Source organism: Sphingobium sp. B10D7B (assembly GCF_025961955.1).
GTDB lineage: Bacteria > Pseudomonadota > Alphaproteobacteria > Sphingomonadales > Sphingomonadaceae > Sphingobium.
Window position 1 is genome coordinate 2,296,463 of record NZ_JAOQOQ010000001.1, and the last position, 20,346, is coordinate 2,316,808.

The 20,346-nt window shown below is 64.2% G+C and carries 16 protein-coding genes, 1 tRNA gene and 1 pseudogene; 6 read left to right on the forward strand and 12 right to left on the reverse strand.

Translation table 11 applies throughout. The features are described from left to right. Positions 1-396: 396 nt before the first annotated feature. A complete protein-coding gene (locus M2331_RS10915; RefSeq protein ID WP_184117265.1) occupies positions 397-2,778 on the forward strand; it encodes an arylsulfatase in 2,382 nt (793 codons plus the stop codon). 482 nt (positions 2,779-3,260) lie between these two features. Here the strand turns inward: M2331_RS10915 and M2331_RS10920 are convergent. Next, a tRNA-Ser gene (locus M2331_RS10920) sits at positions 3,261-3,350 on the reverse strand. Positions 3,351-3,493: 143 nt separating this feature from the next. Between M2331_RS10920 and hspQ the strand changes: the two genes are divergently transcribed. Continuing rightward, positions 3,494-3,889, forward strand: a complete 396-nt coding sequence (hspQ, locus tag M2331_RS10925) for a heat shock protein HspQ (protein ID WP_181560302.1) — start codon at positions 3,494-3,496, stop codon at positions 3,887-3,889. A 47-nt stretch (positions 3,890-3,936) separates the two neighbouring features. On the opposite strand, the gene M2331_RS10930 is transcribed toward hspQ, so the two are convergent. Continuing rightward, complete coding sequence (locus tag M2331_RS10930) at positions 3,937-4,776, reverse strand: ABC transporter permease (protein ID WP_181560303.1); 840 nt, start codon at positions 4,774-4,776, stop codon at positions 3,937-3,939. A gap of 134 nt (positions 4,777-4,910) precedes the next feature. On the opposite strand from M2331_RS10930, the gene M2331_RS10935 reads away from it, so the two are divergent. Further along, on the forward strand, positions 4,911-5,612 hold the full coding sequence (locus M2331_RS10935) for a GcrA family cell cycle regulator (RefSeq protein WP_181560304.1): 702 nt from the start codon (positions 4,911-4,913) through the stop codon (positions 5,610-5,612). A 110-nt stretch (positions 5,613-5,722) separates the two neighbouring features. Here the strand turns inward: M2331_RS10935 and M2331_RS10940 are convergent, their stop codons facing one another. After that, a complete protein-coding gene (locus M2331_RS10940) occupies positions 5,723-6,574 on the reverse strand; it encodes an outer membrane protein (protein WP_181560305.1) in 852 nt (283 codons plus the stop codon). A 352-nt stretch (positions 6,575-6,926) separates the two neighbouring features. Between M2331_RS10940 and parE the strand changes: the two genes are divergently transcribed. Further along, positions 6,927-8,906, forward strand: coding sequence for a DNA topoisomerase IV subunit B (gene parE, locus M2331_RS10945; RefSeq protein WP_181560306.1), 1,980 nt, complete (start codon positions 6,927-6,929; stop codon positions 8,904-8,906). 97 nt (positions 8,907-9,003) lie between these two features. After that, positions 9,004-10,443 (forward strand): L,D-transpeptidase family protein, encoded by a 1,440-nt coding sequence (locus M2331_RS10950; protein ID WP_264592363.1) that lies wholly within the window; start codon positions 9,004-9,006, stop codon positions 10,441-10,443. Positions 10,444-10,573: 130 nt separating this feature from the next. Here M2331_RS10950 and M2331_RS10955 read toward each other — a convergent pair. Further along, positions 10,574-10,696 (reverse strand): annotated as a pseudogene (locus tag M2331_RS10955) (IS5/IS1182 family transposase); the annotation flags it as partial. Positions 10,697-10,816: 120 nt separating this feature from the next. On the opposite strand from M2331_RS10955, the gene M2331_RS10960 reads away from it, so the two are divergent. Then, entirely contained in the window at positions 10,817-11,116 is a 300-nt protein-coding gene (locus M2331_RS10960) for a hypothetical protein (RefSeq protein WP_181560307.1), read from the forward strand. Between the two features lie 59 nt (positions 11,117-11,175). On the opposite strand, the gene M2331_RS10965 is transcribed toward M2331_RS10960, so the two are convergent. From M2331_RS10965 to M2331_RS11000, 8 genes are all read right to left on the reverse strand, one after another. Then, entirely contained in the window at positions 11,176-11,445 is a 270-nt protein-coding gene (locus M2331_RS10965; RefSeq protein WP_181560308.1) for a hypothetical protein, read from the reverse strand. A gap of 5 nt (positions 11,446-11,450) precedes the next feature. Then, positions 11,451-12,011, reverse strand: a complete 561-nt coding sequence (locus M2331_RS10970; RefSeq protein ID WP_181560309.1) for a type 1 glutamine amidotransferase domain-containing protein — start codon at positions 12,009-12,011, stop codon at positions 11,451-11,453. A gap of 151 nt (positions 12,012-12,162) precedes the next feature. Next, positions 12,163-14,166, reverse strand: a complete 2,004-nt coding sequence (locus M2331_RS10975; protein ID WP_181560310.1) for a TonB-dependent receptor family protein — start codon at positions 14,164-14,166, stop codon at positions 12,163-12,165. A 40-nt stretch (positions 14,167-14,206) separates the two neighbouring features. Then, complete coding sequence (locus M2331_RS10980; RefSeq protein WP_181560311.1) at positions 14,207-14,830, reverse strand: SCO family protein; 624 nt, start codon at positions 14,828-14,830, stop codon at positions 14,207-14,209. Next, entirely contained in the window at positions 14,817-15,287 is a 471-nt protein-coding gene (locus M2331_RS10985) for a copper chaperone PCu(A)C (RefSeq protein ID WP_264592364.1), read from the reverse strand. The genes M2331_RS10980 and M2331_RS10985 overlap by 14 nt, the downstream gene beginning before the upstream one ends. A 67-nt stretch (positions 15,288-15,354) precedes the next feature. Further along, positions 15,355-15,741, reverse strand: coding sequence for a DUF2946 family protein (locus tag M2331_RS10990; protein WP_413715171.1), 387 nt, complete (start codon positions 15,739-15,741; stop codon positions 15,355-15,357). Positions 15,742-15,832: 91 nt separating this feature from the next. Beyond that, positions 15,833-17,074: a DUF445 domain-containing protein gene (locus M2331_RS10995; RefSeq protein ID WP_264592365.1), complete on the reverse strand. Its 1,242-nt coding sequence runs from the start codon at positions 17,072-17,074 to the stop codon at positions 15,833-15,835. Positions 17,075-17,205: 131 nt separating this feature from the next. Continuing rightward, entirely contained in the window at positions 17,206-20,346 is a 3,141-nt protein-coding gene (locus tag M2331_RS11000) for an efflux RND transporter permease subunit (protein WP_181560314.1), read from the reverse strand.

Sequence of the window (20,346 nt, forward strand, 5' to 3'; positions counted from 1 at the left end):
ATAAGACCTGAGGGACGCTTGCCAACTTTTCATCCTTTGGGCGCCCTTGACTAATCGGGCCCGACGAGTGCGCTCCCCGAGCCACTACCGCCCCGCCAACTGAGCCAGCCAGAACCGGCCCGGAACTGATGCCAATCGACCTGAGCGAATGGCGGCTTTCGGAATACGGGCCACGCAGACCGCACGACCGCACGACCGCACGACCGCAAGCAGGGCGAAGCCACATGCTGCTTTCTAACGACAGGCCTGCTGGTGACGAGTAGTGAACGATCACCTACGTCCTACAGTGCGGAAACAACCTGCTGGACGTCGCTGCCATAGCCGTGCTGATGACGGGCCTGTGATTATATGTGGGGCGGAACGGCGTCAGCGAACTGAGGGATGCACGACATGATTATGAGCCGACTGATTTCGACGTCCTGCCTCACCTTCATCTGCGCGAGCAGCGCGGCGCTGGCGCAGGCTCAACCTGCAGGGGCTGGACAAGCAGAGGTGCGATCCGCACCGGCCCAGACGGCGGGCGCGATCCTGCCAGCGCCGGAACAGCGCTTTGAAGGCAAGATCGGCCGCACGCTCGCGCAGTCCGATGCGCCGAAATATGCGCCGCTGCCCAAGCCGCCTGCCGGCGCGCCGAACGTTCTGGTCATCATCACCGACGATGTCGGCTTCGGCGCCACCACCCCGTTCGGCGGCCCGGTGCCGACACCGACCTTCGAGGCACTCGCCCATGATGGGCTGCGCTACAACCGCTTCCATACGACGGCGCTCTGCGCGCCGACCCGGGCCTCGCTGCTGACCGGCCGCAATCCGCATCGCGTCGGCTTTGGCGCCATTACCGAAATGGGCACGGGCTATCCTGGTTACACGACGATCCTGCCCAAGAGCGCAGCGACGGTCGGCGAGGTGCTGCGCCAGCATGGCTATGGCACGGCGTGGTTCGGCAAGAATCACAATACCCCGGAATGGGAACAGAGTGCCGCCGGTCCGTTCGACCGCTGGCCCAACGGGCTGGGCTTCGACTATTTCTATGGCTTCATGGGCGGCGCGACCAGCCTGTGGAACCCCTCCTTGTTCGAGAACCAGCTGCCGCTCGCCCGCGGAAATTTCCCGCCGGGCTATCATCTTGAGCGCGACATGGCCGATCACGCGATCGAATGGATCCGCATGCAGGGGATTTCGGCACCCGGTCGGCCCTTCTTCATGCTCTATGCACCGGGCACCTCGCACAGCCCCCATCACGCCCCAGCCGACTGGATCGCGCGGTTCAAGGGCCAGTTCGATCGGGGCTGGGACAAGATGCGCGAGCAGATTCTGGCGCGGCAGATCGCGGCCGGCGTCGTCCCGGCCGGCACCAAGCTGACGCCGCGCCCCGCCTCCATTCCGGCCTGGGACACGCTCGGCCCGGATGAGCGGCGGCTCTACGCCCGCATGATGGAGACCTACGCGGGCGCCCTCTCTTATGCGGATCACCAGATCGGCCGGGTCATCGAGACGCTGCGGGCGTCCGGCCAGCTTGAAAACACGCTCGTCATCTACATTCAGGGCGACAATGGCGGGAGCGGCGAAGGCGGCCTGAACGGATCGACCAACGACATCGCCGCGATCAACGGGATGCGCCCTGATCTCACGACAATGCTGGGCCAGATCGACAAGCTGGGCGGCCCGGAACTCTATAATAATTACCCCGTCGGCTGGGCCTGGGCGATGAACGCGCCGTTCCAGTGGACCAAGCAGGTTGCCTCCCATCTCGGTGGCACGCGCAATGGCCTGGTGGTGTCCTGGCCTGCGCGGATCAAGGCGCATGGCGAAGTGCGCACGCAGTTCCACCATGTCGCGGACATCGTCCCGACCATCTATGAGGCGGTGGGCATCGCGCCGCCCGAGCAGGTGGATGGTGTGACGCAGATGCCGCTCGATGGCATCAGCATGGCCTATAGTTTCGGGCAGGCCGATGCGCCAGGCCGCCGCCACGAGCAGATTTTCGAACTGCAAGGCAATGCCGGCCTGTACCGCGACGGCTGGTTCCTCAGCAGCACCCCGACCCGCGCACCGTGGGATTTCGCCGGGCCCGGCGGCCTGCCCACCGACAATGGCTGGGAGCTCTATAATCTCTCCGAGGACTTCTCCCAGTCGCGCAATCTGGCGGCGAAGGAGCCGGAGCGGCTGAAATCGATGATCGACCAGTTCTGGGCGGACGCCAAGAGCGGGGACATTCTGCCGCTCGACAATCGCTCCTTCGCACGCTGGTCGAGTCGCAATCGGCCTACGCTGCTGGCCGGCGAGACACGTTTCACCTACCAGCCGACGACACGGCCGATCACCGGCCCCGGCTTCCCGGATCTGGCCGGCCGCTCGTGGCGGGCAGAGGCTGATATCGCCCTTGCAAAAGGCATACGCGCCGAGGGCACGCTGGTCATGAACGGCAGCCGTTATGGCGGCTGGAGCCTCTACATGATAGGCGGGCGACCGACCTTCCTCTACAAGGCCTCGGATTCACCCGGCGACATTCTGCGCCTGCAGGGCCCTGCCCTTCCCGCCGGCAAACACCGCATCTCGGTTGCGGTGACCGACAATGGGCAGGGCAAGCCCGGCGATGCCGTGCTGCACGTGGATGGCGTCGCTGTAGGCCAAGGTCAGATCAAGCGGACCATTCCCGCCATCATTCGCGGCGGCGGCGCTATCGGGCGCAGCTTCGACACGCTGGACGGCAGCTTCACGGCCCCCTTCGCCTTTAACGGGCAATTGGACAATGTGACGATCGACTTGGTGCCGGAATAGATTGGATATTTGCAAAACGCTTGGGGTGTCGCGCGTCGCTCGTAGGACAAGGGCCAACAGCGCATGCAACACGTCAGCCGATACGTTCCATTAAAATGGTGTCGCAACATCGGTCCCGAGTTTTAGGAAACGTCTAATGAACAAAGGGCAGGTTTCAGCGACCATTCGAGCAGTGAATGTCGGCTATGCCGGGGCTTCCACGCGCCTGATCAAGCACGTGCCAATGATAGGTTTCAGAGAGAGCGAAGATATACGGCGGGCGCGCTTGAAGGGCGACCGAGTGCCAGAGTTGCGGACGCGCAAATAGAAGCCCGCCGTCGGAATAGATCCCCGCTTCGCAAGTCTCTCCAACGGGTTGACGTTGAGTTTGTGTGGAGTGCGCATAAGCCGCCATTATTACAATGGGTTAAGCCATAAAGTCGGCCGTGTTGCACGCGATCTGCCGCAAACGGGACTGGGCTTGATCACCTAGGTGCAGGAACTGGCGGAGAGGGTGGGATTCGAACCCACGGTACGGTTGCCCGTACACCGCATTTCGAGTGCGGCGCATTCGACCACTCTGCCACCTCTCCGCAGAGGTTTTCGCGTCGCAGTGCCCTAAGAGAGGGCGCCGCTGCGGTAGTCGAGCGCGCGCTGTTAGCGGATGATCGGGGCTTTGCCAAGCAGTCGGTGCGGGAAAACTTGCACTCGGTGCCGGCGACACTAAATCTGTCTCATGAATCAAGCCCAAGCCCGCAAGTCATTCTCTTCCGTGACGCACATTCCGACGATCAGTGCCGCCCATCGCGTGTCGCACGCGCATTTCGGCATTGGGGAGAAGGTCCGGCACCGCCTGCTGGGGTTTCGCGGGGTTGTGTTCGATATCGATCCGGTCTTTTCCAACAGCGAGGAATGGTATGAGGCCATTCCCGAGACGATGCGGCCGGAGCGGGACCAGCCTTTCTACCATCTGTTCGCGGACAATGGTGAAGCGACCTATGTCGCTTATGTGAGCCAGCAGAATCTGGTGGCCGACGGAACCGACGAGCCGATCGATCATCCGGCTGTCACCGCCTTGTTCGGCGAGCATCGCGGCGGGCATTATGCGCTCGACCCGAGCTACTGGCACTGAACTGACGGGCGGCGCCTCGCCTGTTGCAGTCGGGGCTATGCCTGTCTTCAGGATTTGATCCGCCACCCCTGCCGCAGCCCGATATAGCAGACGGCGGCCAGCACGAGGTTGAGCGCGAGCAGGAGCGCCGCGCCCACCGCGATGGGCGAATCGGCCGCGGCGAGGAAGCCATAGCGGAAGCCCGAAATCGCGTAGAAGAACGGATTGACGTGGCTGATCGCCCGCATGATCGGCGAAACGTGGTCCATCGAGTAAAAGGTGCCGGAGAGCAGCGAGAGCGGCGCGACGAGGAAGTTAGTAACGGCCGCGGCATGATCGAACTTCTCCGCCCAGATCCCGGTGAGAATGCCGAGGAAGCCCAGCATCGCCGAGCCAGCAATGCCGAAATAGACGACGGCCCAGAGATGATGCGGGGCCACATGGACGCCCGGCCAGGCCAGCATCGCCAGCCAGATCGCGCCACCGACAAAGGCCGCACGGGTCACCGAGGCCGCGACGAGGGCGAACAGCAGTTCCCCCGCCGAGAAAGGCGGCATGAGATAATCGACAATCGTGCCCTGCAGCTTGCCGGCGAGCACCACGGTAGCGGTATTCTGGAAGCTGTTCTGCACCATCGCCATGATGATGAGGCCGGGCGCCACGAAATCGGCGAAGGGCACGCCCATCACCATCAGGCCGCCACGCCCCAGCGCGACGGTGAAGATGATCAGGAACAACAGGCTGGTGAGTGCCGGCCCCCAGATCGTCTGCAGATGCACCTTGAGGAAGCGGCGGACTTCCTTGAGATAGAGCGCCTTCATCCCGGACCAGTTGACGCCGTGGATGACGGGAACGCCCGGTTCATGACGAATGAGCGGTTGGGTGTGCGAGGAAGCAGGTTCGGCCATGAAACCGCCCTATCGCGTCCCACCCGCAGCAGCAATGGCGCAGCGATACTGTACCGCCCGGCTTTGTCGATGACAGGCCGTTTGACCTTTGGGCCATGGATGCCCATATGACCCGATCATTTGAAGGAATAGGCATGTCCTGGACAGACGAACGCATCGATCAGCTCCGGCAGATGTGGGAGCGCGGCATGACTGCGAGCCAGATCGCTGAAGAGCTGGGCGGCGTGAGCCGCAACGCCGTAATCGGCAAGGCGCACCGCCTTGGCCTGCAGTCGCGCCCCTCCCCCGTGAAGGCGGCGGACTCCAGCCGTGCTGCTGCGCCGCAAAGTCGCAAGGCCGCACCACCGCCGGCGCCCGCCGCACCCAAGGTGGAAGCCGCGCCGGCGCCCGAGCCGCGCATCGCAAAGCCGCAGCCCAAGGCGCCGCCGGTGGTGGAAGCACGGCCGCAGCCGCCCGTCGCGGCCCAGCCTGCTGCCGACGCCCCGCCGCCGCCTCCCCAGCCCCGGATCGTCTCGGTTGGCCCTGGCGGCTTCCTGCGGCAGGGCCCGGGCGAGATGCAGCAGCCGATTCCGCCGGCACCGCCGCGCCGGCTGGTTCCCGCCAAGCCCAGCCCGGAAATCGCGGACAAGACCAGCCTGCTCGATCTCAACGAGAAGATCTGCAAATGGCCGATGGGCCATCCGGGCGAGCCGGACTTCCACTTCTGCGGTGAGAAGGTGAACCCCGGCTTCCCTTATTGCGTGGAGCATTGCGGGCGGGCCTATCAGGCGCAGCTGCCGCGTGGCACGCGCCGTCCGCCGCCGCCCATGCCTTATGGCGGCCCGCGGGTGCGCTGAGGCATCAAGCGATGACAAAAAAGGGGCCGGTTTCGGCCCCTTTTCTATATCTGGCATTCCAGTGCGACATACACCCTCCCGCCTTATGAAGCGGGAGGGCGCTATCGATCTTAGAAGCGGAAGCTCGCCGTCGCGCGAACGGTGTGATGATCGAACACATCGTTGGTGCGCTGGATGTCGGTGAAGCCAGCCGGCGTGATCACGAACGGGTTCGTCAACGAGGGCGGCGTGCCCTGACCGGCACGAACCGTGTAACCCTCCGTGTTGAAGCGGGTGTAGCGATACTGCACGCCGATCGAGAAGTTCTCGCTCACGCGCTGCTCGATGCCGCCGCCAGCAGTCCAGCCCCACTCATCCGCGCTTTCGTTGGACTCGGTGAAGGTGTTGAAGGTGTTGCTGGTGGCGAAGTTGTTCTTGATCTTGGCGTAAGCCACACCGCCGGTGCCGTAGATCAGCGTACCGGTGCCGAGTGCCAGACCGGCGCGCAGACGGGCGTTGGCATCCCAGTCAATCCGACGCGACAGGACATAGCTGGCCGGAGTGGTGCTGAAGCCGCTGACCGAGTTACCGATCATCGTGCGACCGCCTTCGATGACAGCGCCGACGACGAAGTTGCCCATCTGCATGTCATAACCGGCATGGACACCCCAGGCGACGCGACGATCCTTGTCACCGGCACAAGAGCCGGGCGTGGCACCAAGCGCGCGGCCGCGGCAGAAGCCGGGCGCGAAGGCATTGCCGGGGACAGCCGTGGAAACGGTATCGCCATAATTGCCGTCATTGTTGGTGTCGAAGGTCAGCGTCTCGAGCGTGTCGCGGTCATAATTTGGCTGCCAGGCCATGCCGAGCGAGCCACCGACATACGGACCGGTCCAATCACCCGCGCCATCCTGCGCCAGAGCCGGAGCGGCCAGCAGGCCTGCCATGGCGGTGGTGAGCGAAATGAGAGCGATCTTTTTCATACAATAAATCTCCTGCCTCTGAACTGGCTGGCCGCAATACGTTCACCCCCTCGAATTGGTTTCGCGAACTCGCTCACAAAATTCTGTTAACCACGACACCTGTCTCTTTTTTGTAACGCTTTGCCCGCGAATATTGCTGCCAGATGAACGAAACGGTGGCGATTATTGATTTTGCGTACTTGGTTGCTCGCAAAGCTGTCTGCATCTGCAGGCTATTCTATTGCATTTGGACCCGGCGCGACGCTGCGGTGATCGATCCGCTAGAGCGCTCGGGCGCCGACATGGTTCCACCACCCGCCGGATAAGATCACGCCGCTTGCGCCCGTGACTCCGCTGGCCCTATAGTTCCCGCATGTCCGACAACCTGTTCGACCAGAACATCGCCCGCACAACCGAAAGCTACGACGCCTCCGCCATCGAGGTGCTGGAGGGGCTGGAGCCGGTGCGTCGCCGCCCCGGCATGTATATCGGCGGCACGGACGAGCGCGCGCTGCACCATCTCGCCTCCGAAGTGCTCGATAATGCGATGGACGAAGCGGTCGCCGGCCACGCCACCCGCATCGAGGTGACGCTGGAGGCGGGCAACCGGCTGACGATCACCGACAATGGTCGCGGCATCCCGGTGGACCCGCACCCCAAATTCCCCGGCAAGTCGGCGCTGGAGGTCATCCTCACCACGCTGCACTCGGGCGGCAAATTCTCGGACAAGGCCTATGCGACGTCGGGCGGCCTGCATGGCGTCGGCATCAGCGTGGTCAACGCGCTGTCCGTCGACACCGAGATCGAGGTGGCGCGTAATCGCGAGCTGTTCCGCCAGCGCTTCTCCAAGGGGCACCCTTTGGGTCCGCTGGAGAAGGTGGGCGCGGCGCCCAATCGACGTGGCACAAGCGTCAGCTTCACGCCGGATAGCGAGATTTTCGGCGAACTGAAGTTCAAGCCCTCCCGGTTGCACCGCCTCGCCCGCTCCAAGGCCTATCTCTTTGCCGGTGTGGAAATCCGCTGGAAATGCGATCCCGCCATCATCACGGATGACACACCCGTCGAGGCGGTGTTCCAGTTCCCCGGCGGCCTGTCCGATCATCTGCGTGAGCAGCTGGGCAATCGCGAGTGCGCGACGGCGGAGTTCTTCCGCGGCACGCAGGATTTCCCGGACGGTGTCGGGCGCGTGGAATGGGCCATCGCCTGGCCGCTCTGGTCCGACGGTTCCACCAGCTGGTACTGCAACACCATCCCGACCCCGGACGGCGGCACGCACGAGACCGGGCTGCGCGGCGCGGTCACCAAGGGCATCCGCGCCTTTGGCGAGCTGGTCGGGCAGAAGAAAGCCAAGGACATCCAGACGGACGACATCATGTCCGGCTGCGAGCTGATGCTGAGCGTGTTCATCCGCGATCCGCAATTCCAGAGCCAGACCAAGGACCGGCTGACCAGTCCCGAAGCCGCGCGGCTGGTGGAAGCGGCTATGCGCGACCATTTCGACCATTTCCTCACCGACAATATGGACCGGGGCAAGGCGCTGCTCGGCCATGTGCTGGAGCGGATGGACGAGCGCCTGCGCCGCAAGCAGGAAAAGGAAATCAAGCGCAAGACGGCGACCTCGGGCCGCAAGGTCCGCCTGCCGGGCAAGCTGACCGATTGCTCGTCCGATGACCCCGAGGGCACCGAACTGTTCATCGTGGAAGGCGACAGCGCCGGCGGCAGCGCCAAGCAGGCGCGTGATCGCAAGACGCAGGCGATCCTGCCGATCCGCGGCAAAATCCTGAACGTTGCCTCGGCCACCTCTGCCAAGATTCTCGCCAATCAGGAAATCGCGGACCTGATCCTCGCTATCGGCTGCGGTACGCGGAAGGACTGTAACCCGGACAATCTGCGCTATGAGCGCATCGTCATCATGACCGACGCCGATGTCGATGGCGCGCATATCGCCACCTTGCTGATGACCTTTTTCTTCCAGGAAATGCCAGAGCTTGTGCGCCGGGGGCATCTCTACCTCGCCCAGCCGCCGCTCTATCGCCTCGTGGCCGGCGGCAAGAGCTGGTACGCGGCGGACGATGCCGCACTCGCCAAACTGCGCAGCGGCGAGCTCAAAGGCAAGAAGCTGGAGGTCAGCCGCTTCAAGGGCCTGGGCGAGATGAACCCCATGCAGCTGCGCGAGACCACCATGGACCCCAAGAAGCGCAAGATGATCCGCATCACGCTGCCGCAGGAATATGAGGAACGCGCGGGCGTGAAGGATCTGGTGGACCGGCTGATGGGCACCAATCCTGCGCATCGCTTCGCGTTCATTCAGGAGAATGCCGCGCAGGTCGATGAGGACGTCATCGACGCCTGAGCCGGGCGAGCCCACGGAATTTCGCGCCTGAAACCGCCCGTAACGGGAGCGTTATCCCGCGCCTCGCGTTTCCCTACCAAGCAGTCGGGAGACATATGTGCGCACTGGAATTTTTGGATCATCGTTGCTGGCGGTCGCGCTGCTTCTTTCGGGTTGCGATAAAACAAAGGACAATCAGGATCAGGCCGGTGTCGCGCTGGAAGACATGCAGTGGAGCGACGAGGGAACCGATCAACTAAACGAAGCGCTGGCCCAGCGCGCTGCGCATGGACTGGACCAGAAGGATTTCGGCCTCGCCGGCTCGGGTGAAAAGGCCGGCAATGCGGAGCTAACCAAGGCTGCGCTTGCTTATGCACAGGCACTGGCTCGCGGCGCGACTGACCCGACCAAGCTGTATGAAATCTATACCGTCCCCCGCCCCTCGCCCGACCTTCGCGCCGGGCTTGCGCAGGCCTTGCGGGAGGGCAAGGTCGGCGCGTGGCTGGCCAGCCTCGCGCCGCAGGATGCAAGCTATCGCAAGCTGTCCGAGACCTATCTGGCGCTGCGCAAGCAAGGCAATGGCGCCAGCACCGAAATTCCTGCAACCAGCGCGCCGCTCAAGCCCGGTGAGAGCGACCCCCGCATCCCGGCCATAGCCCGGCAGCTCGTGGCGACGGGTTATCTCGACAGGGCGAATGCCAGCACGGACACGCGCTACACTCCGGCAATCGCCGCCGCCGTACGGGCCATGCAGGCGGACTATGGCATTTCGACCGACGGGGTGATCGGGGATGATGCGCTGAAGATCATCAACCTGCCAGACGCTGACCGTGCCCGCGCCATCGCGGTGAACATGGAGCGGATGCGCTGGCTCGAACGGACGCCGCCGGCGACGCGCATCGATGTGAACATCGCGGCGGCCCGGCAGAGCTACTGGCGCGACGGCAAGCTGGCCGATGTGCGCCGCGTGATCGTGGGCGAACCGGACCATGAAACGCCGATGCTCGGGTCGCCCATCTATCGCCTCGTCGCCAACCCGACCTGGACCGTGCCCCGCTCTATCGAAGAGAAGGAACTGGCCGGCAAGGGCGCAGACTATCTCCGCCGCAACAACATGGCGCGGAAGGACGGCTGGATCGTCCAGCAGCCCGGGCCGAAGAATTCGCTCGGGCTCGTCAAATTCGACATGAAGAACGATCACGCCATCTACCTGCACGACACGCCGGCCAAGCAGCTGTTCAATGACGTACAACGCCAGCGGAGCCATGGCTGCGTGCGCGTGCAGGATGCGCTTGGCTTTGCCGATATGATTGCGCGGGACGAAGGCGTGACGACCGAATGGCAAAAGGCGCGCGAAACCGGCAAGGAGAGCTTTGTCCCCCTGCCCCGCGAAATCCCGGTGCGGCTGCTCTACCAGACCGTGATCTTCGACGATGCCGGCGATCCGGTGGTCCGCGACGATCCTTATGGGTGGAACAACCCCGTCGCCGCCGCGCTGGGGTTCGGCTCAGGGTCGGAACGGCGTGTGCGGGGCGATCGCGGCGACATCGGGCCGTGAGCCACTTGGTGCCGGCCGTAGACTCATAAGCGCTGAACCACAGGCTTGTCCGCCGGCCCGATCGTGCGCGGGCGGAGATGATTGAGCGGCCTGTTTGCCCGACGTCAGGCCGAGCCGCATCGGTACCGTTGATGATCCAGAAGATGCCCTTCAGCACGCGGCGCTCATCGAGCTGCGGGGCGCCACGCAGCTCGATGGGTAGCAATGGTTCAATCGCGCGCCGCTCGAAGCCGGTTAGATCGTATTGGCTCAGGCCGCTCCTGAATCAGAATGTGGCGCGATATGAGAGCTGCCTTTGGCAAATGCGCCGATAGCCGGGATGGGGTAGAGTTGTTAAGGGAGGGGCGCCGGTCAGGAAAAGAGAATCCACGAAATGGCAACATTCAAGATCATTGGCAGTCGGCGATGTGGCCTCGAAGATTGCGAGTTTGATGTCATTCTCGAAGACGGCGAGATTATCGTGAACGAGATATTCCCAATCTGGGAAAAAGGAACGCTTTGGGAATTTATTATCGGGGCGATCGAACACCGATCAGATTCTATCACTCTTTTCTGTAAGACGTGGCTTCCGGAAAGCGGCGCATTCGTTGGCCTGAGCGTAAAAACCCGTGCGATGAATGCGGTGGATCGCAAACGCTATGCCAGCGTACTCGGTGGCCAAGATAACGGCTGAGTGTCGCTCCAGTTCAGACGGGCTCCTTCGATGATCGGTCCCGATTAAAGGTTCGCCGCCTAGCCTTCCGCCCGGCGCCGGCCGGGCCGCAGCAGGTAACGCCACACCCCGACGAGATTGATGACGAGCAGCACGATGTTCTGCACGCCGATGCCTTCGCTCTCCGGCTGGAGGAAGCCCCAGCCGATAAGCGCCATGGAGCTGGTGACGAAAATCACCATCGCCCAGCCCGTCCACAACCTGCCGAGATTGAGGGACACGATGAGCGCGGCCAGCGTCGCCGCGGCCGCGCCATAATATTGTAAGGCTGTCAGCAAGCCGTCAGACATGCAGGTCAGGCCGCATCGACATGAGAACCTTCAGCAAATTCCTCGATGATCTTGGCGCAGAAGGCGTCCAGATCATCCGGCGTGCGGCTGGTGACGAGGCCATTGTCGACGACGACCTCCTCATCCACCCAATCCCCGCCGGCATTCTCGATATCGGTCCTGACGGTTGGGTACGATGTGAGCGTGCGCCCTTCGACCACATCGGCCTCGACGAGCAGCCACGGACCGTGGCAGATCACGCCGATGGGTTTGCCAGCCTCGGCGAAGGCGCGAACCAGATCGATGACATCGTCATCGCCGCGCAGCTTGTCTGCGCCGACGCTGCCGCCGGGGATGATCAGGCCGTCGAAGTCATCGACGGACACATCGGCAACCGCGCGATCCACGGTGTAGGTGCCGCCGGGGTCGAGATCATTATTGTTGGTCTTGGCTTCACCCGTCTCGATGCCGATCACGGTGACGGTGGCGCCCGCCTTGGTCACGGCATCGCGGGGTTGGACGAACTCGGGCTCTTCCGTGCCGCGCGGCGCGATGAGGATCGCGATGGATTTTCCTTCCAGACTCATAGGGTCTCTGCCTTTCCTTGCGTTTGGGGATATTCCGGACAACGCACCGGCAGGCGATCCGAGCCCGAAGGATGTGCAAGACAGGCTGAACCGAACCAATCGCATGCTGGCGGCGGAGCAGGCCCTCCGCCGCCAGCGCGCTCATTGAGGGTTAGAAGCGGGCGCGAACGCCGCCGTAAACCGCGCGGCGCTCGACCGGGTAATAGATCGCGGAAGTTCCCGTGGCAGCGATCACTGCCGAAATGTCGCCAATCGCCTTCTTGTCGGTGATGTTCCGCACGTCGAGGAACAGATCGACCCCGCTGGTCAGCGTCGCACCTGCCGTCAGGCCAAGCAGCGCGTAGCCGGGCGTGCGCGTGCTGTTGGCGTAATCGGCAAACGCACCTTGGGGCACCCATTCGAGATTGGGCGCGACATTGAGCGCCGCCGTCCCGATCCGAACTTCACTGCGCAGTACATTCAGCGGCACCACCGGCAGGCGGTTGTTCCAGAAAGCCGCATCGTTGACGAAGTGGAAGTCCGAATGTTGCCAGATCTGGCGCAGGCGCAGCCAGGGCGTCGGCGCGAGGCTGACGGCGGCCTCGATGCCACTGTGCCGCGTGCGATCCGCGTTGAAGGTGGCGGCCGGAACGGTGGTGCCATTGGGGGAATATTGCAGCAGCTCATCGCGCAGGGTGGCACGGTAGGCGGTGATGTCCCAGCTCACCATGCCCGCCTGCCCGCGGGTGCCGATTTCCGCCGTCCAGGCCGTCTGCGGCGCGATGGCCGCAATGAGCGTGCTGACCGGCGGCGTGCCGACGCTCTGGAAGACCTCCCCGAAGCCCGGGAATTCCGCCGAGCGGCTGTAGTTGGCGAAGAGCTGGATGTCCGGTGTCGGCTCGATGAGCACGCCGAATTTGGGCGAGAATTCACTGAAGGCGAGGCGCCCGCTCTGCCCCGTGGAGACCAGCACGGTCCGCTTGCGGAAGCCATCGGCATAGATGCCACCGGCAATCAGCGTGACGCCCGGCACCGGCTGCAGGCGCGCCTCGCCATAGACATTGGCGATGCGCGCGGTCTGATCGGCATCGAAGGTCAGCGCGCCGCGTTCCCCATTCACATTCCGATACTGGCGCGCCCGCGTTTCGCCATGGCGGAACTCGCCGCCCAGCGTGAAGGAGAGAATGCCCGCATCATGATCCAGCCGGGCGAAGACGCCCTTGTCGGTCGATTTCTGATCGATCACTTCAAAGATGGGGTGGAACAGATCCTTCATGTTGAGGAAGGCCCCGACATCGAGCCGGGTCTGCCCCCAATCGAAGCGGGTGCGGTTCTGCAGGCGGATCGAGTCGATATCCCGCCCCTGATCGCCGCTGAAATTGCCTTTTTCCGGGTTATTCAGAACATCCGTAGCGGTAAGCGCGCCGGGCAGGTCCTGCCGAATGCGGTTGAGGCTCGCATAGAAGCGCGTGGTCACAACATCGGACAGGGCAAGGCCGACATTGCCATGGACGCGCATGCTCTCGCGATGGGCGTGCTGGCGGTCGCCGTCCGAGGTATCCGCGCTCACGCCGACCCAGTAGTCAGCGGGGCCACTGGTTCCGCCATAGGCCGCCAGTCCGCGGACTGTCTCGAAGCTGCCGGCATCGGCCCGCAGATACAGGCCGGGCGCATCCTTGCCGGTGGGCGTCACGCCATTGATCGCGCCGCCCAGCGTGCCGGAGCCAAAGCGCAGCGCGTTGGCGCCGCGATAGACTTCCAGCCGCTCGAAGAAGATCGGGTCCAGTTCCTGAAAATCGCCATTGTCATCGGCGAGATTGATCGGCGCGCCATCCTGAAGCAGCGTGATACCGCGCATGTGAAAGCCGCGCGAGAGGCCCGACCCACGAATGGAGAGGCGGACCTCCTGCCCGTAGCGAGGCTGGGTGTAGACGCCGGGCGAGAAGGCGAGCGTATCGCGCAGTGAGACAATGGTCTTGTCGGCATAATCCTCGTGCCGCACGACATCGGTGCCGCCCGGCGTGGCGCGGGCGAGCCGCTCGGCTTCCTGCGTTTGGGACTGGCCCACGACGATGATGGTGCGCTCGCCATCGGCGGCGGCATCGGCAGCCTCCTCGGCAAAGGCGGGCGTGGCCATGGCGAGCATGGTTGCGAGAGCGATAAAGGACGTTTTCATGATGATGTCTCCCCCCGTTCGGGGTCTGAAATATTGTGGGTCAGGCGATCAGGCGGCGAAGTTCGGCAAGGGCCGCATCTTCGCTGTCCTGATCGCTCAGCAGGGATTGCAGGCGCCCGTCACGATCCATGAGGATGACGAAGGCGCTGTGATCGATGGTGTAATCGCCGCCCTCGAGCGGGACCTTCTGGTAAAAGACCCGGAATGACTTCGCGGCGTCGGCAATCTGCGTTGGCGAACCGGTGAGGCCGAGAATGGGCGTGCCGAACAGATCGACATAAGCGCCCACATCGGCCGGCTTGTCATGGCCGCTATCCACCGAGACGAAGACGATACGGAACTTGTCCCCATCGGCACCCATCGCCTTGCGCAGATGCGCCATGCGGCTGAGGGTCGTCGGGCAAATATCCGGACAGCGCGTAAAGCCGAAGAAGATCGCATAGGGCGTGCCCTTGAGCGTCTGCGCGGTGACCGGCTTTCCATCCCTGTCGACCAGCGAGAAATGCTGGCCGACATCGGCCGGCGCCCCCGCTATCACTTGCGGCGGACCTTGGGTGACGAACCGCAGGGCCAACAGAATACCAAGGCCAAGGGCAGCGAGCGCCACCAGCAGCCAGAGCCACAAACGAATGCGAGCCAGCCGGCGCGGATCAGTGTCCGCCATGGTTGCCTCCATAAGTGACGGCCTCGACGGCGAACGAGACCTGCACCTTCCCGGCGCGGGCGAAGTCGAGCGTGACGGGAATGGTCTCGCCCCGGACCAGCGGGCGCTTGAGGCCCATGAACATGATATGGAAGCCGCCCGGCTTGAGCGCGACAGAGCCGCCCGCCGCGACCGGCAGGCCATTCTTGAGCGGCCGCATCCGCATGACACCGCCCTCCATGCTCATGCTGTGGATTTCGACGCGGGTGGCGACCGGCGTGCTACCGCCAGTGAGCCGCTCATCCGCACGGGCGCTGTTGGTGATGGTGAGGAAACCGCCGCTGGCGGACTGGCCCCGCGCGGTTTCCCGTGCCCAGGGTCGATCGATGGTGAGGACGTCTTTCTTGACGCCCTGCGCGGTGGCAGGCGCCACCAGAGCTGCGGCGAGACCCGCCGCGATTAGGATAGGAATTTGCATTGAGAAACACTCCGACATGCCCGCGCGTGACGACGCGCCGGCAGAACCGACAAATCAGCTCAGATTGTCAGGCGTTGGCCGGAGGACCGCGTAACGGGGGACGGAGATAGGTCTCATGCCGAGGCAGCCGCAGATCGGTCTGCAGCAGGGCCGTCGCGAAGATGAACGCCAGCGCGGCTTCGAGCACGACCGGATCGGTTGCGGCAAGCGCCTGAGCCGTCAGGCCACCGAAGGCGCAGGTCTGATCCGATTGGGTCTGCGGCGTCTTGTCCTTGCCCTCGACGGGAATGTGCAGCGTGATCGGCCCGGCCCCGCCGGACGAACACAGCTCGACGGTGAGCGTCTTGCCACTGACGACGGGCATGAAGCCCGCCGGCATCAGCGCCTTGAACAGCAACGCGAGGCCGAGCAGCGTGGCAGCCCAGCAGCGGTGCGAAAGAACAAGGCGGCGCATATGCAACACGGCCGCGCTCCTAATCCCCTCCGCCGCATTTGTCACCCGCGAACGGATAAAACCTTATAGCGCCCGCGCAGCGGCGGATTTCCTAGAACAAATAGCTGAGGCTGTGCAGCGTGAGGCCGACCAGACCGCCGACCAGGGTGCCGTTGATCCGGATATATTGCAGATCGCGCCCGACCGCATTTTCCAGCCGGCCGGTGATCGTCCGCGCATCCCAACTGCGGACGGTTTCGGAGACCAGCAGGACGATGCTGTCGCCATAGCGCGCCGCCGTGCCGACCGCGACGCGCCGGGCGAAACGATTGACCACATGCTTGAGCGCGGGATCGTCGCGGAGCGTTTCGCCAAGCTGGCGCACCACCTCGCCCATCCGCCCGGCGAGCGCCGCCTGCGGATCACGCGCAGCGCGGAGCATGGCCTCGCGCGCGGCCTGCCAGATGCCATCCAGCCAGCGCTGCATGGCCGGGTTGGCGATCATCTCGTCGCGGATGCGGTCGACCCGCGCCTGCATCTTGGGGTCGGTCTGGAGATCGTCCGCAAGAGTCGCCAGCCCCTCCTCCACCTTGGAGCGCAGCCGGTGCTCGGGGTCGTCGGCAGCCTCCTGCAGCAGCCTGTCCAGCCCGTCGATGATCTTGTTGGCCAAGGTCTCGTCGAGCCCCGTGAAGCGCATGATCTTGCCCGAGCGCTCATGCACGATCTGGCGGATGAGTTCGCGATTGGCTTCCAGCGTCCGCGCCCCCCAGCGGATCAGGGCATCGAGCACCGGCTGGTGACGCCCGTCCTTCATGGCGGCGGCGAGCAACTGGCCCAGCAGCGGCGCGGCATTGAGCTGCCCGATGCGCTGGACCAGCACGCCCTTGAGCATCCCGCCCAGCCGCTCATCATCCAGCGCTTCCAGAGAATCCGCCAGCAAGCGCGAGGCACCGCGCCGCAAGCGTCCATCGCCGGCGGCCGGCGCCGCCAGCACGCGCCCGGCCGCGCCGGCGACATCCAGCCGCCCCATGCGGCGGGCGACGACGGCGGGCGTGAGGAAATTGTCGCGCAGAAAGACCGCCAGCGTATCGCCGATGCGATCCTTGTTGCGGGGGATGATCGCGGTGTGCGGGATCGGCAGGCCCAGCGGATGACGGAACAGCGCGGTGACCGCGAACCAGTCGGCCAATCCGCCGACCATGGCCGCCTCGGCGAACGCCCGGACGAAGCCCAAAGTCGGATGCAGGTCCTCGAACCGACGCGCCGACACATAGGCAATCGCCATCACGACCAGCAACCCGGTCGCAATGATGCGCATCTGCCGCACGCCGCTATGGACGGGAACCTTGATCATGCGACGTCTCTAGCCGAGTGCTGCCCCTGGGTCATCCGGCAAGGCATCGCGCGGCCGGTCCATCCCGGCACGCGAACCAAGCCGCTGCCGGAAGAAGTCCCGTCAGCGACAAGAGTTCCAGAAACCCCTGCTTATTCGGCTGGCTGAGCGGCCTCGCCCTTGCCGTCATAGGTCAACACCCGGCGGCGCAGCCACGGGCCGATCCGCTTTTCCACGCCATCGGCGAGGCTGAACGCAGCCGGTACGATCGCGAGGGTGAGCAGCGTCGAGAGGATCAGGCCGCCGATCACGGTGATGCCCATCGGCGAGCGCCAGGCGCCATCACCGGTGAGCGAGAGCGCGGTCGGCACCATGCCGGCGGTCATGGCGACCGTCGTCATCACGATCGGCTGGGCGCGCTTGTGGCCGGCTTCCATGATCGCCTCGAACTTGGGCACGCCCTTGTCCATCTCCTCCAGCGCGAAGTCGATCAGCAGGATCGAGTTCTTGCCGACGATGCCCAGCAGCATCAGCAGGCCGATATAGACCGGCAACGAGAGCGGCTCGTTCATCACCAGCATCAGCAGCAGGCCACCCAGGGGCGCCAGCGCCAGCGAGCACATGTTCACCAGCGGCGAGATGAAGCGCTTGTAGAGCAGCACCAGGACCGCGAAGACCAGCAGCACGCCAGAGGTCACGGCAATGACGAAGTTCTGGATCAACTCCTCCTGCCAGCGATCGCTGCCGACGGCCTGATTGCTCACGCCTTGCGGCAGGTTGCGCATGGTCGGCAGCTTGTTGATCGCCTCCATGACCGGGCCCTTGACCGCGCCCTGCGCCAGATCCGCACCGACGAAGATGCGGCGCTGCTGGGCATAACGCTGGATGGAGGTGGGCCCGGAGCCGAAGCTGATCTCGGCGACGCGGCTGAGCGGCACAGTGCCGCCGCCCGCCGTGGGGACAGGCAGGTTCTCGATGTTCGAGAGATCGCGCCGCGCCGATTCCGGCAGCATGACCCGGATGGGCACCTGGCGATCCGACAGCGAGAACTTTGCGCTATTCTGGTCGATATCGCCCAGAGTCGCGATGCGGATCGTCTGGCTGAGCGCGGACGTCGTGACGCCAAGCTGCGCCGCCAGATCGAGCCGCGGACGGATGATGAGCTCCGGCCGCTGCATGTCGGCATTGACGCGCGGCGCCACCACGCCCGGCAGGCTCTTCATCTCTTCGGCGACCTTCGTCGCCGTCTCTTCCAGAAGCGCCGGGTCAGAGCCGGAGAGCATCACGGAAATATCGCGTCCCGTGCCGAACCCGCCCTGCTGGGACGCGAACGAGACGCGCGCGTCCGCAATTTCCGCAAGGCGCGGCGCCAGTTCGCGCTCGAACTCGATGCTGGTCCGCTTGCGGTCCTTCTTGAGCGTGATGAAGATACGGGCATTGCCTTCGCCGACGTTCGCCATGGCGGTATCGACTTCCGGCTGCTTGTTCAGCAGCTCGGTCACCTGATCGGCAATGGCCTCGCTCTGCCGGAGCGTCGTGCCCGGCACTGCCTCGATGTTGATCCGGCTGAAGTCCTGATCGGCATTGGGCTCGAACTGCTTGGGCATCGAGACGAGGAGGATGACGGTCAAGGCGAAGGCCGCCAGACCAAAGCCCATCATCCAGACGCGATGATCGAGGAAGCGCGCGCGAATCCGCCGCCCCAGCCCGCCGCCACGGGCATAAGCCTTGGCCTTGCGATCATCGAGTGCCCAGCCAAGCAGGCTCATATAGCGGTCCATCAGCCAGCCTTCGCCATGCTTCTCCTCGCCATGATGTTCGAGGAAGTAAGCGGCGACCAGCGGCGTGATCATGCGCGCGACGGCAAGGCTGATCAGCACGGCGATGACGACCGTGAAGCCGAAATTCTTGAAGAACTGACCGGTGATGCCGGGCATCAAGGCGACTGGGAAGAACACCGCGACGATGGACATCGTCGTTGCAACCACCGCGAGGCCGATCTCGTCCGCCGCGTCGATGGAGGCCTGATAAGCCGTTTTGCCCATGCGCATGTGCCGCACGATGTTCTCGATCTCCACAATCGCATCGTCGACCAGCACGCCGGCCACCAGACCGAGCGCGAGCAGGGAGAGGGAGTTCAGGTTGAACCCCATCAAATCCATGAAATAGAAGGTCGGAATTGCCGAGAGCGGAATGGCGATGGCGCTGATCACCGTCGCACGCCAGTCGCGCAGGAAGATGAACACCACGATGACGGCGAGCACCGCACCCTCGATGAGAGCGTGCATCGAGCTGCTATACTGGCTCTTGGTATAGTTCACGCTGTTGAAGCGCTGGTAGAAGCGAATGCCGGGATTTTCCGTCTCAAGCTGCTTCAACACCTTGAGCGTTTCATCGAAGACGCTGACGTCCGATGCGCCCTTGGCGCGCTCGATGGAGAAGTTGACGACCTGCTTGCCGCCGACCTTCGCCAGCCGCTTCTGCTCGCCATAGCCATCGGTCACGCTGGCGATGTCCGCCAGCAGGATCGTGCGGCCGTTGCCCAGCGATATCTGGGTCTGGCCGAGGCTGTAGGCATCCTGCGCATTGCCCAGCACGCGCACCGACTGGCGCGAGCCGGCGATCTCCGCCTGGCCGCCCGCCGCGTTGACGTTCACCTGACGCAGCGCCTGGTTGACCTGCGACGCCGTAACGCCGAGCGACTGCATCTTGGCCGGATCCAGCGTCACGCGGATTTCGCGATCGACACCGCCACCGCGCCCGACGCGCGCCATGCCTTCGATGCCGAGCAGGCGCTTGGCCACCGTATCGTCGACGAACCAGCTCAACTGCTCGATCGTCATGTCCGAGGCCTGGACCGAGAAAAACGCGATCTCGGCGCCGCCCACTTCGACCTTCTGGACGAAGGGCTCGAGAATGCCATCGGGAAGATCGCTGCGGATCTGGTCGACCGCGTTCTTCACTTCTTGGGTAGCGACGTTGGAATCGACGCCGATCTGGAACTGGACGAAAGTCTGGCTCGATCCTTCGCTGGCCGTCGACTGGATTTCATCGACGCCATTGATCGACCGCACCGCCGCCTCGACGCGCTGGGTGATCTGGGTCTCGATTTCCGTCGGCGCGGCGCCCGGCTGGCTGATCGTCACATTGACGGCCGGAAAATCGATGTCCGGATTATCCACGACGGCCATGCGGCTGAACGCGATGATGCCCGCCAGTAGCAGGCCGATGAAGAGCACGATCGGCGGCACCGGATTGCGGATGCTCCAGGCCGATATGTTGCGAAGACTCAT

Coding starts and splice junctions, on each gene's coding strand:
- M2331_RS10915 (WP_184117265.1), top strand. CDS start 397: ATGAGCCGACTGATTTCGACGTCCTGCCTCACCTTCATCTGCGCGAGC.
- hspQ (WP_181560302.1), top strand. CDS start 3,494: ATGAATCAAGCCCAAGCCCGCAAGTCATTCTCTTCCGTGACGCACATT.
- M2331_RS10930 (WP_181560303.1), bottom strand. CDS start 4,776: ATGGCCGAACCTGCTTCCTCGCACACCCAACCGCTCATTCGTCATGAA.
- M2331_RS10935 (WP_181560304.1), top strand. CDS start 4,911: ATGTCCTGGACAGACGAACGCATCGATCAGCTCCGGCAGATGTGGGAG.
- M2331_RS10940 (WP_181560305.1), bottom strand. CDS start 6,574: ATGAAAAAGATCGCTCTCATTTCGCTCACCACCGCCATGGCAGGCCTG.
- parE (WP_181560306.1), top strand. CDS start 6,927: ATGTCCGACAACCTGTTCGACCAGAACATCGCCCGCACAACCGAAAGC.
- M2331_RS10960 (WP_181560307.1), top strand. CDS start 10,817: ATGGCAACATTCAAGATCATTGGCAGTCGGCGATGTGGCCTCGAAGAT.
- M2331_RS10965 (WP_181560308.1), bottom strand. CDS start 11,445: ATGTCTGACGGCTTGCTGACAGCCTTACAATATTATGGCGCGGCCGCG.
- M2331_RS10970 (WP_181560309.1), bottom strand. CDS start 12,011: ATGAGTCTGGAAGGAAAATCCATCGCGATCCTCATCGCGCCGCGCGGC.
- M2331_RS10975 (WP_181560310.1), bottom strand. CDS start 14,166: ATGAAAACGTCCTTTATCGCTCTCGCAACCATGCTCGCCATGGCCACG.
- M2331_RS10980 (WP_181560311.1), bottom strand. CDS start 14,830: ATGGCGGACACTGATCCGCGCCGGCTGGCTCGCATTCGTTTGTGGCTC.
- M2331_RS10985 (WP_264592364.1), bottom strand. CDS start 15,287: ATGCAAATTCCTATCCTAATCGCGGCGGGTCTCGCCGCAGCTCTGGTG.
- M2331_RS10990 (WP_413715171.1), bottom strand. CDS start 15,741: ATGCGCCGCCTTGTTCTTTCGCACCGCTGCTGGGCTGCCACGCTGCTC.
- M2331_RS10995 (WP_264592365.1), bottom strand. CDS start 17,074: ATGATCAAGGTTCCCGTCCATAGCGGCGTGCGGCAGATGCGCATCATT.
- M2331_RS11000 (WP_181560314.1), bottom strand. CDS start 20,346: ATGAGTCTTCGCAACATATCGGCCTGGAGCATCCGCAATCCGGTGCCG.